The organism is Streptomyces sp. NPDC041796 (genome assembly GCF_055590785.1).
Genome location: NZ_JBVJAH010000018.1, coordinates 1 through 13,527, shown reverse-complemented (window position 1 = coordinate 13,527; position 13,527 = coordinate 1). Strand labels below are relative to the sequence as shown.

Genomic DNA, 13,527 nt, shown 5'->3' with positions numbered 1-13,527 from the left:
TATCCCGTGGACGACCGGTTCTTGGCTGCACTCGTCGAGTCCCATCAGCCGGTCGCCGAGGTCGATCTGTTCCTCACCGACGGCCGGGTGGAGCAGCTGGAGGTGACGGGCGGGTCGGTGCAGGTGGACCGCGGCCAGCAGTGCCGACGCCAGTGCACCGTCACCATCCCCGACCCGGGCATGATCCCCCGCACGGCAACCGACCAGCTGTCCGTGTACGGCGCCAGGCTGCGGGTCTCCCGCGGTGTGCAGGTCGGGGCCTACCGCAAGCTGGTGCCGGTCGGTCTGTTCCGCCTCGACTCGGTCGAGGGCGACATCGACGAAGGGCCGGTCACCCTGAGCGGCAAGAGCCTTGAGTGTGTCGTCGCCGACGACAAGTTCACGACCCCCTACAGGGCGACCGGGACCGCGGTCGGCGCCATCACGGCTCTCATTCAGCGCTCCATACCCGACGCGGCCGTCAGCTCCACGGCGACAGATGCGGCGATCGGCGCCCGGACTTGGGACATCGAAGGCGACCCGTGGGCCGCCGTCACCGAGCTCGCTGCCGCGATCGGCGCCGAGTGCTACACGGACGCCGACGGCACGTTCGTCATCTCCGAGCTACCCGACCCGATCACCACTACCCCGGCGTGGACCGTGTCGGTAGGGGAGGGCGGCTCATACATCTCGGCTGCCCGCGGCATGACCAGCGATGGCGTCTACAACGGCGTCCTGGCCCGCGGGGAGAACACCGAGTCGAACTCCGCCCCCGTCTCCGCTCTCGTCGTCGACGGCGACTCGGGATCGCCCACCTACTGGTCCGGCCCGTTCGGCCGACGGCCGATGTTCTACAGCTCCTCGACCCTGCTGACGACCGGCCAGTGCACGGCCGCCGCCACGCTGAAGCTGCGCGCCGCCCAGGCGCCGAACGCCACCGCGAACCTCGTGTCGATGGTGAACCCGGCCCTCGAGCCCGGTGACGTGCTGCGGGTGGTGTACGCGGACGGCACCGCCGAGCTCCATCAGGTGCACTCCTTCCCGATCGACCTCGTCGGCGGCGACATGGCGATCCAGACCATCTCGGCGAAGGAGGGCACGTGAAACCCACGAGCGCCTCCGCCCGGCCCCTCACCGAAGTCCTGGCCGCAGCCGTCCGCGAGCAGGCAAAGAGCGCGGGCAGCGAGACGCCTGGCGTGCGGGGCAGCGACTGGCGGCTGGCTGTCGTCGCGACGGTTGGCTCGGACGGCACGATCACCACGTCCGACGGAATCGTCGCCCGCCGTATGGAGACCTATGTCGGAGCCGCCGTCTCCGACACCATCGTCATCACCCAGTCCAGCTCGGGGAACTGGCTGGCCTGGGGGCGGGGATCGACCGGGGCGTTCGCGGTCGGCGAGACGGTCACCGTCCGCAAAAGCGTCTCCACATCCCGGGCATCGACGACCACGCTGGCCGCCGACCCGCACCTGATCATCAACGTCGTGCCCGGCACCTACGTCGTCGACGCCTTCCTCTACTACGACGCCGACGCTGGAGCCGACCTCAAGCTGAGCTGGTTCGCCCCAGCCTCCACGACGGGCGCATGGTTCCCGCACGGCTCCGACAGCGGCAACACCCTGTTCGCCAGCACCACCAACTGGGGCGCCCTCGGAGATTTCTCCGTCTCAACCCGCCCGGTCGCCGGCGTCGGCGCCGGCAACTTGATGGCCTGCCGCCCCGTCGGCACCGCAGTCGTCGTCGGTACCGGGCAGATCAGCCTCGCCTGGGCACAGCAGGTCAGCTCAGCCACCCCGACCATCCTGCGCGGCCACTCCTGGCTGACACTGAGGAGGATCGCCTGATGGCCACCGACACCTACGGCCAGTCCGTCACCGTCTACCAGAACTCTGAGAGCCCGAACCTCGAGGCCCTCGCGACGAACCTGGCCAACGGCATCATCCCCAGGTCGGTGATGCGGTTCGCCTCCTCCTCGGCCCGGGCCGCCACCCTCACCTCGCCCGTCGAGGGCATGGTGACCTGGCTCCAGGACGTCAACCGGCTCTACGTCTACGACGGCTCCGCCTGGCAGGAGGTCCCCCACGATGCCCGCCTCTTCGCCTACAAGACCGCGAACACCAGCCGGGCCTCGACAACGACCGCGACCGCCGACCCACACCTCACATTCACGGTCGCCGCGAACACCACCTACACCCTGAACGGGCTGCTGATCTTCGACGGCCACGACTCAGGCGACCTGAAGATCGGGTTCACCGCCCCGGCCGGCACCACCGGATCGTGGTGGCCCGGCGGCCCCGACAGCACCACCGCCACAGCGTTCGCCGCCTACCCCCGCTGGGGCGCCCTCACCGACGTCACCACCTCCACCATGGCCATCGGCACCATCGGCGCCGGCACCATCCTCGCCGCCGAACCCCGCGGCCTCGTCATCACCGCAGGCACCCCCGGCACGTTCTCCCTCGTCTGGGCCCAGAACGCCAGCAACGCCACCGCCACAATCCTCCGCACCCACTCCTGGCTGCGACTCGACCGCATGTAACCCGCCTACCACCACCTGAAGGGGGTGCCTCATGGCCTGGTGCCCGTTCGCCACCCGCTACGAGCTGCAGCCCGAGTCGGACACACAGCCCGCGATCCGGCCCACCCAGTTCATCGTCCACAGCATCATCGCCCCCTGGACCGCGCGCCGGACCTACGAGTACTGGCGGGACAGCACGAACCTCGAGTCGCACTTCGGCCTCGGGTACGCGGGCGACCTGGGACAGTTCATCGGCACCGAGACCCGCGCCGACGCCAACGCTGCGGCGAACCGCCGCCCCGACGGGACTGGTGCCGTCAGCATCGAGACCGCCAGCAACACGAGCGGCACCGACCCGTGGACCGACGAGCAGGTCGAGATGCTCATCCGCCTCGGCGTGTGGCTGCACCAACGGCACGGCATCCCGCTGCGCATCTGCCGCACCCACGACGACCCCGGCTTCGGCTACCACCGGCTCCACTCCGCCTGGGCCGTCGCCGGCACCGCCTGCCCCGGCGACGCCCGCGTCCGCCAGTTCCGTGAGGTCGTCTTCCCCGGCATCGTCGCCCGCGCCACCGGCCAGACCCCTACACCCACGACACCCACGCCCGCCCCTGCCCCTGCACCCGTCGAGGAGGCCGACGTGCCGCCCATGGTCCTGAACGAACCGAACCCGGTCGACGCCGTCCTCGAGTCCGGCGTCTGGACCGGCCTCGCGTTCGCCGACGCCGTCGTCCACTCCGGACCCCGCATTCACGCCACCACCGTCCACCTGCTCCTCGACCCCAGCACCCCGGCCGACGCGGTCATCGAGGGCCGGTTCTACCTGACGGACACGGCCGGCGGCAGCCCCTCCGCCTACCTGCCCATCACCAAGCGGGCCCGCGGCGGCGTGCAGTTCCACCTCACCGGCCAGGTCCCCGACGGCAAGCATCTCCGCTTCGAGGTCCGCGCCACCACCACCGACGGCAGCCCCGTCAAGTTGCTCCACCGCATCGCGTCCGGCCTGTACTGGGCCGCCGAGTAGCCCCCTCGCAGAAACGAGAGACCCATGAAGACCTTCGGCCGTGAACCGGCTCTCCTCATCGCCGCGATCAGCGCCAGTCTGTCGCTCATCGTGTCCTTCAACTTCGGCTTGTCCGCCGAGCAGGCCGGCGCGATCGTCGCTGTCGTCAGCGCCGTGTTCGCCGCGGCCACCGCAGCCGTGACCCGGCCCATTGCGCCGTCCGCGTTCACCGGACTCGTCGCCGCTGGCGTCGCGCTGCTCGCCGCCTACGGGCTCGAGGTCGCCCCGGAAACCGTCGGCGCCCTCAACGCGGTCGTGCTCGCCGTCCTCGGGCTCATCACCCGTGGCCAGGTCTCCCCGAGCACCGACCGTCGCCTGACTGGAGTGTAGGTGCGGTGCGCTCTGCTGCGGCGGCTCAGGCGACAGCTCGGCCGCCGCGGGGCGATCCTCTCTTGCTACGGAATCGTGTGGGCCCTCTATGGGCTCGCACAGGTGACGATGCCGCAGCCTGACCAGCGCGGCCTCGTCCTCCTCATCAAACTGATGCCGCTCGCCGCCTGGGGATGGTGCTGGATAGGCGCCGGGCTGGTGGCATTGGTGTACGCGTGGGCTCCGCCGGGCCGTGACGCAGTCGCCTTCCCCGCACTCGTGATCGTCGTGGTGCCGTGGATGGCGTCAAATCTCGCGACCTGGGCTCTCGGGGACAACCCCCGCGGCTGGATCGCGGCTGCGGTATGGACGGCAATCACCGTCCCGGTGCTGGTGGTCGCGGGATGGCAGGAGCCGCCCCGCCGCAAGAGAGTGGGCCCTCCCTATGAGCATGAATCCTGAGACCTGGGCACAGATTGGCGTGACGATCGCGACCGCAGGCGCCGGCGTGTGGGCGGCACGCTCCGCCCGCCGCACGCCGAAGCAGGAGAGGAGGGACGACTTCGTCGCGGTCACAGAACAGCAGGGCAAGGCAATCGAGCGGTTGGAGAAGCGCGTCGAACTCCGAGAGGCCGAGGCGGAGAAGCAGCGGCAGCGCATCGCCGATCAGGACGAGGCGATCGGCTGGCTACTGGGCAGAGTGCGCGGCCTCGTCTCCTACATCCGCCGGGAGGGCATGGAGCCGCCCCCTCCGGAGCCGATGTCGGACCGGGCGCGTCAGTACATCCATCACATCGACGCGTGAGAACTGGAGTGCGGATGACCGACATGCCCGCGGAGCGGCCTGTCGCCCGCCGGCCTGACGTGGGCGCCGCCGATATGGCTACCCAGGTCAGCCTCGGCTGGCAGGAGCCGCAGCCCGAACCGCCGCCACCTGAACCGCCCGTTGAGCCGGAGCCCCCCGAGGGGCCGCCGACGGACCCGGCACAAGAGGCCGCGAACCTGATGATGCTCAACAGCGCCTTCATGGACGCCGGCCTGCCGCAGAGCGACGCCGACACAGCCGCCGTGGAGGAAGTCGCCACTCTCGACCCGGCGACGGTCAAGGCTGTGGCCGCCTGGGTGAAGCGCGGGAAGAAGCCGGACACCCCGCCGAAGTGACAGAGCCCCCACCTTCGGGTGGGGGCCTTCGTCGTGCCCGCCCCACACGTATCGAGGGCGTCGAGAAACGAGTGAATGACGGGCAGGCGTGGCCCAACCGCGTTCCCGCAGGACGGATTTGACGGAAACTCGTGTCACGAACTATGTCGCACAAAGGGTTAGCAAGCACTACACTGGGTTCATGAGAATCGGATACGGCCGGGTCTCCACCCGCGACCAGAACCCAGACGCGCAGGAGGATGCGCTCAAGAAGGCCGAGTGCGACCGGATCTTCGTCGACAAGGCGTCCGGCAAGCTCGCCTCACGACCCGAACTCGACAAGGCCCTCATCGCAGCACGCGAGGGAGACGAGTTCGTCATCACCAAGCTCGACCGCCTCGGGCGCTCCCTGAAGAACCTCATCGAACTGTCCGAGCAACTGCGCGAGCAGGGCGTCAACCTCGTCGTGCTCGACCAGAAAATCGACACCAGCACCGCGTCCGGCCGGATGTTCTTCCACATCCTCGGCGCCGTCGCCGAGTTCGAGCGGGCTATGACCGTCGAACGCACCCACGACGGCCTGACTGCCGCGCGCGCCCGGGGCCGAGTCGGCGGCAGGAAGAAGGCGCTCAAGCCCCGGCAGGCCGCGCTCGCTCAGCAGATGTACGACGAGCTCGGCGAGGACGGCAAGCGCAAGCACACCGTGCAAGGCATCGCCGACGAACTCGGCGTCGCCCGCACCACCATCTACAAGTACCTCGACAGGAAGGAAGCCTGACTATGGGCCAGCAGATCATTAAGCAACCGGACGGGAAGTTCGCCGTCTTCTCCAGCATCACCGATACGTTCATCGTCGTGGACGCCACCCCTGAGGAGATCATCGAGTGGCGCGCTGAGGAAGCAGCAGAGCGGGCGCGAGAACGCGCGCGGACAGAGCTGGAGCACGTGCTCTCCGGAAACCCGAGGCGGGCGTACCACCAGTTTGCGATGACATGGGAAGAAGCCTCCCGGCTCAACCAGGAGCACGGGGGAGACCTCGACTAGCCACCGCCAGCAGAACGGCGCCCCGCCCAGGGAAAGTGGGCGGGACGCCGCCGCGTCAGCGTACCCCGCGAGTAACCCGACGTTATGCGCTGGTCAGTGGCGTCTTCGGGTGTTAGGGGTGCACCATGGCGCGATGACTCCCACACCGTTTGGCGAGTTCATCGCCAAGTACACGAAGCCGTTCCCGGAGCATGCATGCCCCTCCTGTCAGACATGGGGTCTGCGGCGGTACGCAGAGCCAGGCAAGCCGGAGCGGGTCATCTGCCTCTACCAACGCTGCCCCGACTACGAGCGAGTGCCTGGCATGCCGTAGATAGCCCCGACTGTCAGATCCTCGTGCCACACTGGAAGCACGGCAGTACGCGCACGCCGGAGCCGCTCGACGGTCAAGGGTCCCAGACTCCGCGTAGAGCATCCCTGCCCCACGCTGCGATGGGGCAGGGCGGCTCGCACACCTGTTGGCTGACCCGGTCCCCATTGCCCGGTGTAGGTCAGCGATCAAGGCCCTCTCCACGTCGGGGAGGGCCTCTTCGCGTCCCGACATATTCCAGCCGCACATCTACCCCTGTGGCCGGTTCGGGGTGCATGATTTCCGCACGGCCTCCCCATCACCCCCGTCAGGGGGACCGTAATGGCCCCGCCCTCCCACGCCTTGGGGCGGGGCCGCGCCGTCTCCCGGCTCCCACGGAGGGCCGACGCGTGCGCACGCGTCCACCCCCCTCCATCTACGGGGAGCGGCTATCCGACGGCTCGATGGAGATCCCGAACGTCGGCGCCGGTGGAGGTGAGGGTGCCCTCCTGCTGCTCGTATTGCGACAGGGCGAGACCAAGGCCGAAGAATGTGGGCGCCCACTCGCCGACGAAAATCCCCCACCTGTCAGCGCGGGCGAGCCCGGTGCCGGGCTCCACCTTCAGCGACGCGGCCCACATGGCGACGGTAAGGCCGATGGAGGCGAGGCCGGCGGCGTATGCGTGTTCGCTACGCAGACCCATGTCGTGCAACTTCTTGATGACCATGGCGTGCTCCGTTCAGCTTATTGACCTCCAGGTGTTCCAATCCCACCGTGGCACGGGATGCGCGAGATTGCCGCTCGAGGCTTCGGCCGGTAGGTCAGCCCGTCAGTCCAGCATCCCGAGCTCGCTGTCCGGGCGGCATACGGCGCAGGCCTCGACGCCCTCGACGATGGCCCGCCTCGCGTCGTGCTCGTCGCAGCCCTGCCCCTTCTTCCCCATGGCGCAGTCCCCGAGGTGGACCTTGACGGGCGCGCGTTCGGCGGTGAGGCCGCGCTGGATCCGGTACGGCGGCGGGGGTGGCGGCGCGGTGCGGGCCTGGATCTGCTGCCGCCGCTGCTCGTCCTCGATCCAGCGGCGCGTCTGGTCGAGCTGCTGGAGCTGGACGCGCTCGAGGAACCGGAGCAGGTCAAGACGGCTGGGCTGATCGGACACGTGTTCGAGTCTATATAGAGAGAAGCACAGCCGAGCGACGAAGCGGGCTGCGGGAAAGAGTCAAGCGTGGGGCGCGCGTACATGCATCCGCGCCGCACAGACGCTCCTGCGCGCCCCTCGTCTAGAGCCCTACTCGACTGATCACGGCGCGTAGCCTTTAGGCCATCCGTGGCGGCATATGCGGCCACGGAGCGGGACAAGATCAGCCCCCGCGCGGAGGTACAGTCCGCCGGGGGCTCGGATCAAGGAGAAGACCCTTGGATCAGTTCCACACTAGCCTGCCCGAGCCGCGTGACGGTACTCCGGCAGGCAGTCCGTTCGACCAGATCATGCTTCTGGACCACCGGGGGCAAGAGCGGTGGTCTGCCCGGGACCTCCAGCAGCTCATGGGCTACGAGGAGTGGCGGAAGTTCGACGACACGATCTCTCGTGCCACAGCGACGATCGAAGCCAGCGGACTAGACCCGCTTGATCACATTGTCGGTGCCGCCAAAGTGATGGAGACCGGCAGGTGGGGCCGCACAAAGGTGAAGGACTATCGACTCACCCGCTTCGGCGCGTACCACGTAGCGCTCGCAGGAGACGGACGCAAGCCCGAAGTGGCGGCGGCCAAGACGTACTTCGCGGTGAAGACCCGCGAGGCCGAGCTCGCACAGTCGGCGGTCCCCGACATCAGCACCTCGCAAGGCGTCCTCGAGATGGCGTCGATCCTGCACAGCACGGCCCTCAAGCTCGTGCGTACCGAGCTCGAGCTCGAGCAGGCCAAGCCGAAGGCGGAGGCGTTCGAGCACTGGCAAGACGAGAAGGACAACGTCCGCCTCCGCCAAGTCGCCAAGGAGATCGGCGTGAAGGAGACCGACCTCCGCAACCAGCTCATCACGGATAAGTACGTCTTCTCGTACCCGCATCCCGACGACCCGCGGCGAGTCCAGTACGACGTGTACGCCGACAAGAACGGCGGACGCTTCGCCTTCGTCCGGGAAGCACTCCCGAACGGAAGCTGGACCCGCACCCTGCTCCTCACCCCAAAGGGCGCGGAATGGGTCAGGCGCAAGTACGGAACCGCCGCCGCCTGACTGGCAACGCAGCCCCGCCGCACCCAACGGCGGGGCCTTTCGTTGTCAGTGCCCGCTCGTACCATGGCGGCATCTATCCGCGCCTCTGGCTGGGCGCAGCTCTACCGGACCCGCCCGTCGGCCCCACCGGGGACAGCGACCGACGGGCGGAGACGCGTCAGGACTCGTCCGGCTCCGGGTTCCTGGCGGCCCGCTCCACCGTCGCCTCGCCCTCGTACCGGCCCTCACAGATAGCCGCAGCGTATGCGGTGAGCGCCTGCTGGACCGCGAGTGCCGTCTCCACAGTCAGCGCACCGGCCTGCTGCTCAGCCCAAGCACGCTCTTCGAGCCGCATCAGCTCGGCGGGTAATTCGATTGCCACGGCCGGATCCTATGCCGCGAGCTGCTGCTCCCCACGCTCGGCACGGGCCGCGTCCGCCCACTCCACCAGCAGCCGCTCGTAGCGGTCGCGGTCCAGTGGCTGCACCGCCCCGGCCGGCCACAGGGCCCGAATCGCGGCGTTCAGCTCATCTGCGGTACGCCCCACCCCAGTCATGCCGATCAGGGTACGGCGCCGGTCTGACATCAGGGCTGGCTCGGCCGGTCTGGCAGCCGCGAGACGAACGTGCCGATGCCGGGCTCCATGTACGCCAGGCCTGCCTCGCGCAGCTCCTTCAGGACGCGCCGGGCGGTGACAGGGCTGATGCCCGTCTCCGTCTGGATGTCGAGGGCGGACGGCAGCCGCTCGCCAGGGGGGTACACGCCGCTGTCGATGCGCTCCTCGAAGAGGTCGTACACCTGCTTCCACCTGGGAATCTCCGGCTTCCAGTCCATGATCTGGACGCTAGGTGGGGTTGGTCCTCCAGGCGAGACAAGCTCACCTATCCCGCCTATCGCACCTATCGCGCTAATGTGGGCCTGAGTAGCAAGGACCCCCGCGACCGCGCGACCGGCCCGGGGGCGTGGCCACCAGCTGGAGGGCTGACGGCATGAGTGAGGCTACCGACGCCACGGCAGGCACGGCAGGGGGCGGGCGCGAGATCCCGCCGCCCGAGGAGCTGACCCACGGGCAGTACGCCGGCACCCACTGCGTCTGGTGCGCACGGCCCATCTGGGAGGGCGGCCGGTACGTCGGCGTGACCCTTGGTCAGAACGGGGCCCACGATCTCGACGCCCCCGTCTACGCCGGCCCGTGCTGCCTATGAACTCCGCCCGCCGGTTCGGCGGACCCGGCGGGCGGATACTCAGCGTCACCGTTTCACACGGGGCGCGCACGATTTACACGACAACTATTGCGCCGTGCACTTTCGTGGCGTGGAATATGCCGAGACGATGGTCAGGTCCGTTCGCGAGGTACACACCTGAGCGGGCTATGGCAGCAGGTCATGGATCGACACGCCGACGGCGCGAGCGATGAGCAGGAGGTGCGACATTTTGGGGTCGTTAGAGCCGCCCTCGATCCGCTGGAGTGTCCTCCTTGCGATGCCGGTCCGCTCCTCAAGTTCCTCTTGCGTCATGTCGGCAGCCAGGCGGGCGTCCTGAATTCGCCGACCTAGGACCCGGCGGGACTCTAGTACCCACTCGGGTAGATCGGCGTACACCCGACAAACCTGCTGCGATCATGATCGATTGTCAGCGCCAGAACTGGCGCCTTTTGTGATCATGGTGGGTGAACTGGGAGCATGCGAGACAGTAAGCGGAACCCCCAACTCCATACAGCTCACACCTCGCGGCTTGCTGGCATATGCCACAGAGTCGAAGCTACTGTCGGTAGTAGAACAAACGTTCACACGAAAGGATGAACCACGGCGTGGTCACTCCAACCGTTGGACAAGAGAAGGCTGCGGCACGCACCGTGCCGCAGTGCAGCGCCACGGCGAATACAGCTCGCCCCACGTCGGCTCCAGCGGAGAACGTCATGCCACCCCGTCTGACTCCGGACGCTGTCCTTGCCCTGTACGAGTGGAAGCCTGGCAACTGCTTCCGGTGTGCCGACGAGGATGTATTCGTCTCGCCTCTAGACCGGATCGTCACGCCGTCGGGGGACACCTACGAGATCGCGGCATGCGGCTGCTGCGTTCTGACCCTCGAGGCCGAGCGCCGACGGTACGCCGTCCGTCGCGGCCTCAGCTACGAACCTGGAAGCCTCGGCCCGTAGACGACCCCCTCAATGCCGCCCGCCGGGAATCTGGCGGGCGGCATTTTGCTGTAGACGGCCTGGTGGGAGGGTGGTCCTGGGGGAGCGCTTGGGGAGAATCTGGGGGTGGGGAGCGGTGGGGGAGACTCAGATGCCCCAACATCGACCCACCATCGACCCAACAAGAGAACAGAAGAGAACCGAGGTCAGAGGCTTATCGGGCTCTCAGAGGGAGATGTCGACAGGTCGCAAACCTGCTGGGCACAGAACCCGGCGTACAGCCCGACTCGTCTGCCTCTCCCCTCTCGGTGACAATCCGGACATGGACCACACACCACAGGTCGCCGTCGTCACCGTCGAACGCCCCATCGCCGCCCCGCGCGACCGCGTCTGGGAGGCGCTCACCGACCTGCACGGCATGCCCGGCACGCTGAGCGGTGTCACCCGCGTGGAGGTGCTCACCGAGGGGCCGTTCCAGACCGGCACCCGGTGGATCGAGACCCGGAAGATGTTCGGCAAGGAGGCCACCGAGGAGATGTGGGTGACCGCCTGCCAGGCCCCGTCCCGCTACGTGGTGGAGGCCGAGTCGAGGGGCGCGCACTACGTCTCGGAGTTCACCGTGCGGGAGGCGGGGCCGGGCCGGACCGTGGTGCGGATGGCGTTCTCCGCCCGCCCGCCGCGCGGTGTCGGCGGGCTGCTCGCCAAGCTGCTCGGCGGGCTGGGGCGCCGGGCCGTCGCCAAGGCGGTCGAGCGGGACCTGGCCGACGTGGCGAAGGCGGTCGAACAGCGGCCGGGCCCGGCCTAGGACGCCCGGTCGACGAGGTCGGCCACCAGGACGACCAGCGGCGGGACCGCCTGCCCCAGGGAGCCGCGCCACAGCTTGGGGTCGGAGACGAGCAGCATGATCCCGCCGCCGATCATGAAGGCGCAGATGTAGATGATCAGCGTGCGGCCGGTGGTCTCGTGTCCCAGGCGCAGCGCGACGAACCCGGCGATCATCCCGAGCGCCAGGAACAGGTTGTAGAACCCGACGTTGAACCGCCACAGCCGGACCTCGGGCGCGTCGGCCGTGCTGCCGGTCAGGAAGACGCGCACCCACGGCCGGCCGTAGAGGAAGCTCTCCAGCGGCCAGACGAAGACGTGGACCGCCGCGGCGATCAGGGCGAAGACCTGACTGACGGCGTGCATGCGGCCGATGGTCCGCCCCGGGCCACGCCCCCGGCCGCCAGGACACAGTCCGTTCACCCGGACGGGTGCGTGCGGCCGTCCGCCCGCCCACGGGCCGGGGCCGGGGCTGACGCGCCACGGGTGGCGCAAGGTGCACGGGAAGTGGGGTACCGGCGTGTACGGCTGGGGCGTCCTCGTACCCGTACCGAAGGAGAGACACCATGACCGTGCCCGTGGACCGGCTCACCGACCCCGCCGTGCGCGCTTTCGTCACGGCGGTCAACGCCCATGACCAGCAGGCGTTCCACGCGGCGCTCACGCCCGGCGCCACCATGTCCGACGACGGCTCCGACCGTGACCTCGACCAGTGGGCCGAGCGGGAGATCTTCTCCGCCAACGGGCACATGGACGTCGAGTCCGAGCAGGCCGACGGCCGCGCGCTCGTCGTCCGCTACCGCAACGACACCTGGGGCGAGATGCGGACCGCGTGGCGGTTCACGGTGGGCGACGACGGGAAGGTGAGCCGCTTCGAGACGGGCCAGGCGTAGCCGTGCCGGCCGGCGCGGGAGTCCCCGGCGGGTGGGCGGGCGCGGTGCCCGGACGGCAGGGGGGACGCCGGCCGGGTCAGCCGCGGCCGATGTAGGGCATCGTCGTGGCCATGACCGTCGCGAACTGGACGTTGGCCTCCAGGGGCAGTGCCGCCATGTGGGCCACCGTGCGGGCCACGTCCGCCGCGTCCATGACCGGTTCGGGCGCCCGTCGGCCGTTCGCCTGGAGGATGCCCGCCTGCATGCGCTCGGTCATCTCCGTGGCCGCGTTGCCGATGTCGATCTGGCCGCACGCGATGCGGTAGGGGCGGCCGTCCAGGGACAGTGACTTCGTCAGGCCGGTCATGGCGTGCTTGGTCGCCGTGTACGCGATCGAGTGGGGCCGCGGGACGTGCGCCGAGATGGAGCCGTTGTTGATGATCCGGCCGCCCTGTGGCGACTGCTCCTTCATCTGACGGTACGCCGCCTGCGCGCACAGGAACGCGCCCGTCAGGTTGACGTCGACGACCGCCCGCCATGTCTCGTGGTCCAGGTCCTCGACCGGCGTGCCGCCCCCGGCGAACGTGCCCGCGTTGTTGAACAGCAGGTCCACGCGGCCGAAGCGGTCCCGCGTGGCCGCGAAGAGGGCCGCGACCGCGTCGGGCGAGGTGACGTCGGTCGGGACGCAGAGGGCGTCCGTACCGGCGAGGGCCGCCGTCTCCTCCAGCGGTTCGGCCCGGCGTCCGGCCAGAGCGAGGGCCCAGCCCTCCTCCGCCAGCGCCAGCGCCACGCTCCGGCCGATGCCCGAGCCGGCCCCCGTCACCACCGCGATCCTCCGTACAGCGCTCATGGGGCCGCAGGGTACGGGAGAGTCCGGCACGCGGAACTCATGTGGCCGACATGTGGATGTTGTGTACTCGACAATCGGTGCTACTGAGATGCCTCTGACAGACACCGTCAGGGGAGGGGTCCATGACACCCGCAGACCGGTCCAGTGCCCACCACGCACCCGAACTCCGCGCCGCCGCCCGTCACTTCGGTCGCCGTGGCTTCCTCACCGTCTCCGGAGCCGCCGCCGCCCTCGCCCTCTCGGTGAACCTGCCCGGCACGGCCCACGCCGCCGAGGCCGACGCCCGGGC

At 69.2% G+C, this 13,527-nt stretch carries 22 protein-coding genes; 14 read left to right on the top strand and 8 right to left on the bottom strand.

Going from position 1 to position 13,527, the window contains the following annotated elements; translation table 11 throughout:
• Positions 1-21: 21 nt before the first annotated feature.
• The 10 genes from ACZ6C1_RS29460 to ACZ6C1_RS29415 all read left to right on the top strand — a co-directional run bounded on the left by ACZ6C1_RS29460 (position 22) and on the right by ACZ6C1_RS29415 (position 6,056).
• Positions 22-1,083, top strand: coding sequence for a DUF5047 domain-containing protein (locus tag ACZ6C1_RS29460; protein ID WP_469244914.1), 1,062 nt, complete (start codon positions 22-24; stop codon positions 1,081-1,083).
• Complete coding sequence (locus ACZ6C1_RS29455) at positions 1,080-1,823, top strand: hypothetical protein (RefSeq protein WP_469244913.1); 744 nt, start codon at positions 1,080-1,082, stop codon at positions 1,821-1,823. Before ACZ6C1_RS29460 ends, ACZ6C1_RS29455 begins: the two co-directional genes overlap by 4 nt.
• The gene (locus ACZ6C1_RS29450) at positions 1,823-2,518 is read left to right on the top strand and encodes a hypothetical protein (protein ID WP_469244911.1); all 696 of its coding nucleotides are present in this window, start codon (positions 1,823-1,825) and stop codon (positions 2,516-2,518) included. Before ACZ6C1_RS29455 ends, ACZ6C1_RS29450 begins: the two co-directional genes overlap by 1 nt.
• A 31-nt stretch (positions 2,519-2,549) precedes the next feature.
• Complete coding sequence (locus ACZ6C1_RS29445; protein WP_469244909.1) at positions 2,550-3,524, top strand: N-acetylmuramoyl-L-alanine amidase; 975 nt, start codon at positions 2,550-2,552, stop codon at positions 3,522-3,524.
• Between the two features lie 24 nt (positions 3,525-3,548).
• Positions 3,549-3,893, top strand: coding sequence for a hypothetical protein (locus ACZ6C1_RS29440; RefSeq protein WP_469244907.1), 345 nt, complete (start codon positions 3,549-3,551; stop codon positions 3,891-3,893).
• A 108-nt stretch (positions 3,894-4,001) separates the two neighbouring features.
• On the top strand, positions 4,002-4,334 hold the full coding sequence (locus tag ACZ6C1_RS29435) for a hypothetical protein (protein WP_469244906.1): 333 nt from the start codon (positions 4,002-4,004) through the stop codon (positions 4,332-4,334).
• Complete coding sequence (locus tag ACZ6C1_RS29430) at positions 4,324-4,677, top strand: hypothetical protein (protein ID WP_469244904.1); 354 nt, start codon at positions 4,324-4,326, stop codon at positions 4,675-4,677. The genes ACZ6C1_RS29435 and ACZ6C1_RS29430 overlap by 11 nt, the downstream gene beginning before the upstream one ends.
• A gap of 14 nt (positions 4,678-4,691) precedes the next feature.
• Positions 4,692-5,033, top strand: a complete 342-nt coding sequence (locus ACZ6C1_RS29425) for a hypothetical protein (RefSeq protein ID WP_469244902.1) — start codon at positions 4,692-4,694, stop codon at positions 5,031-5,033.
• A 181-nt stretch (positions 5,034-5,214) separates the two neighbouring features.
• Positions 5,215-5,790 (top strand): recombinase family protein, encoded by a 576-nt coding sequence (locus tag ACZ6C1_RS29420; protein WP_469244900.1) that lies wholly within the window; start codon positions 5,215-5,217, stop codon positions 5,788-5,790.
• A gap of 2 nt (positions 5,791-5,792) precedes the next feature.
• Positions 5,793-6,056 (top strand): hypothetical protein, encoded by a 264-nt coding sequence (locus ACZ6C1_RS29415; RefSeq protein WP_469244898.1) that lies wholly within the window; start codon positions 5,793-5,795, stop codon positions 6,054-6,056.
• Positions 6,057-6,794: 738 nt separating this feature from the next.
• Here ACZ6C1_RS29415 and ACZ6C1_RS29410 read toward each other — a convergent pair.
• Together ACZ6C1_RS29410 and ACZ6C1_RS29405 are read right to left on the bottom strand one after the other, a co-directional pair.
• Positions 6,795-7,073: a hypothetical protein gene (locus ACZ6C1_RS29410; protein WP_469244896.1), complete on the bottom strand. Its 279-nt coding sequence runs from the start codon at positions 7,071-7,073 to the stop codon at positions 6,795-6,797.
• Positions 7,074-7,175: 102 nt separating this feature from the next.
• The gene (locus ACZ6C1_RS29405; protein WP_469244894.1) at positions 7,176-7,502 is read right to left on the bottom strand and encodes a DUF6233 domain-containing protein; all 327 of its coding nucleotides are present in this window, start codon (positions 7,500-7,502) and stop codon (positions 7,176-7,178) included.
• A 257-nt stretch (positions 7,503-7,759) separates the two neighbouring features.
• Between ACZ6C1_RS29405 and ACZ6C1_RS29400 the strand changes: the two genes are divergently transcribed.
• Positions 7,760-8,578 (top strand): phage antirepressor KilAC domain-containing protein, encoded by an 819-nt coding sequence (locus ACZ6C1_RS29400; RefSeq protein WP_469244892.1) that lies wholly within the window; start codon positions 7,760-7,762, stop codon positions 8,576-8,578.
• A gap of 157 nt (positions 8,579-8,735) precedes the next feature.
• Here the strand turns inward: ACZ6C1_RS29400 and ACZ6C1_RS29395 are convergent, their stop codons facing one another.
• From ACZ6C1_RS29395 to ACZ6C1_RS29385, 3 genes are read right to left on the bottom strand one after another with little or no spacing between them, the layout of a single operon-like run.
• Positions 8,736-8,939 carry a hypothetical protein gene (locus tag ACZ6C1_RS29395; RefSeq protein WP_469244890.1) on the bottom strand — a complete coding sequence of 68 codons (204 nt, stop codon included), beginning with the start codon at positions 8,937-8,939 and terminating at the stop codon, positions 8,736-8,738.
• Positions 8,940-8,948: 9 nt separating this feature from the next.
• Positions 8,949-9,113, bottom strand: a complete 165-nt coding sequence (locus tag ACZ6C1_RS29390; protein ID WP_469244888.1) for a hypothetical protein — start codon at positions 9,111-9,113, stop codon at positions 8,949-8,951.
• 29 nt (positions 9,114-9,142) lie between these two features.
• Positions 9,143-9,391 carry a GntR family transcriptional regulator gene (locus tag ACZ6C1_RS29385; RefSeq protein ID WP_469244886.1) on the bottom strand — a complete coding sequence of 83 codons (249 nt, stop codon included), beginning with the start codon at positions 9,389-9,391 and terminating at the stop codon, positions 9,143-9,145.
• A 155-nt stretch (positions 9,392-9,546) separates the two neighbouring features.
• Between ACZ6C1_RS29385 and ACZ6C1_RS29380 the strand changes: the two genes are divergently transcribed.
• Entirely contained in the window at positions 9,547-9,762 is a 216-nt protein-coding gene (locus ACZ6C1_RS29380; protein ID WP_469244884.1) for a hypothetical protein, read from the top strand.
• Between the two features lie 165 nt (positions 9,763-9,927).
• Here the strand turns inward: ACZ6C1_RS29380 and ACZ6C1_RS29375 are convergent, their stop codons facing one another.
• Positions 9,928-10,158 (bottom strand): helix-turn-helix domain-containing protein, encoded by a 231-nt coding sequence (locus tag ACZ6C1_RS29375; protein ID WP_469244882.1) that lies wholly within the window; start codon positions 10,156-10,158, stop codon positions 9,928-9,930.
• Positions 10,159-11,016: 858 nt separating this feature from the next.
• Between ACZ6C1_RS29375 and ACZ6C1_RS29370 the strand changes: the two genes are divergently transcribed.
• Positions 11,017-11,499 (top strand): SRPBCC family protein, encoded by a 483-nt coding sequence (locus tag ACZ6C1_RS29370; RefSeq protein WP_469244880.1) that lies wholly within the window; start codon positions 11,017-11,019, stop codon positions 11,497-11,499.
• Here the strand turns inward: ACZ6C1_RS29370 and ACZ6C1_RS29365 are convergent.
• Positions 11,496-11,882 (bottom strand): DUF1304 domain-containing protein, encoded by a 387-nt coding sequence (locus ACZ6C1_RS29365; protein WP_469244879.1) that lies wholly within the window; start codon positions 11,880-11,882, stop codon positions 11,496-11,498. The genes ACZ6C1_RS29370 and ACZ6C1_RS29365 overlap by 4 nt on opposite strands.
• A gap of 200 nt (positions 11,883-12,082) precedes the next feature.
• Here ACZ6C1_RS29365 and ACZ6C1_RS29360 point away from each other — a divergent pair, with 200 nt between their 5' ends.
• The gene (locus ACZ6C1_RS29360) at positions 12,083-12,409 is read left to right on the top strand and encodes a nuclear transport factor 2 family protein (protein WP_469244877.1); all 327 of its coding nucleotides are present in this window, start codon (positions 12,083-12,085) and stop codon (positions 12,407-12,409) included.
• Positions 12,410-12,485: 76 nt separating this feature from the next.
• Here ACZ6C1_RS29360 and ACZ6C1_RS29355 read toward each other — a convergent pair whose 3' ends face one another.
• Complete coding sequence (locus tag ACZ6C1_RS29355; protein ID WP_469244875.1) at positions 12,486-13,238, bottom strand: SDR family oxidoreductase; 753 nt, start codon at positions 13,236-13,238, stop codon at positions 12,486-12,488.
• Positions 13,239-13,527: the final 289 nt, after the last annotated feature.

Coding starts and splice junctions, on each gene's coding strand:
- ACZ6C1_RS29435 (WP_469244906.1), top strand. CDS start 4,002: ATGCCGCAGCCTGACCAGCGCGGCCTCGTCCTCCTCATCAAACTGATG.
- ACZ6C1_RS29410 (WP_469244896.1), bottom strand. CDS start 7,073: ATGGTCATCAAGAAGTTGCACGACATGGGTCTGCGTAGCGAACACGCA.
- ACZ6C1_RS29370 (WP_469244880.1), top strand. CDS start 11,017: ATGGACCACACACCACAGGTCGCCGTCGTCACCGTCGAACGCCCCATC.
- ACZ6C1_RS29360 (WP_469244877.1), top strand. CDS start 12,083: ATGACCGTGCCCGTGGACCGGCTCACCGACCCCGCCGTGCGCGCTTTC.
- ACZ6C1_RS29425 (WP_469244902.1), top strand. CDS start 4,692: ATGACCGACATGCCCGCGGAGCGGCCTGTCGCCCGCCGGCCTGACGTG.
- ACZ6C1_RS29445 (WP_469244909.1), top strand. CDS start 2,550: ATGGCCTGGTGCCCGTTCGCCACCCGCTACGAGCTGCAGCCCGAGTCG.
- ACZ6C1_RS29430 (WP_469244904.1), top strand. CDS start 4,324: ATGAATCCTGAGACCTGGGCACAGATTGGCGTGACGATCGCGACCGCA.
- ACZ6C1_RS29385 (WP_469244886.1), bottom strand. CDS start 9,391: ATGGACTGGAAGCCGGAGATTCCCAGGTGGAAGCAGGTGTACGACCTC.
- ACZ6C1_RS29440 (WP_469244907.1), top strand. CDS start 3,549: ATGAAGACCTTCGGCCGTGAACCGGCTCTCCTCATCGCCGCGATCAGC.
- ACZ6C1_RS29390 (WP_469244888.1), bottom strand. CDS start 9,113: ATGACTGGGGTGGGGCGTACCGCAGATGAGCTGAACGCCGCGATTCGG.
- ACZ6C1_RS29450 (WP_469244911.1), top strand. CDS start 1,823: ATGGCCACCGACACCTACGGCCAGTCCGTCACCGTCTACCAGAACTCT.
- ACZ6C1_RS29365 (WP_469244879.1), bottom strand. CDS start 11,882: ATGCACGCCGTCAGTCAGGTCTTCGCCCTGATCGCCGCGGCGGTCCAC.
- ACZ6C1_RS29355 (WP_469244875.1), bottom strand. CDS start 13,238: ATGAGCGCTGTACGGAGGATCGCGGTGGTGACGGGGGCCGGCTCGGGC.
- ACZ6C1_RS29415 (WP_469244898.1), top strand. CDS start 5,793: ATGGGCCAGCAGATCATTAAGCAACCGGACGGGAAGTTCGCCGTCTTC.
- ACZ6C1_RS29380 (WP_469244884.1), top strand. CDS start 9,547: ATGAGTGAGGCTACCGACGCCACGGCAGGCACGGCAGGGGGCGGGCGC.
- ACZ6C1_RS29420 (WP_469244900.1), top strand. CDS start 5,215: ATGAGAATCGGATACGGCCGGGTCTCCACCCGCGACCAGAACCCAGAC.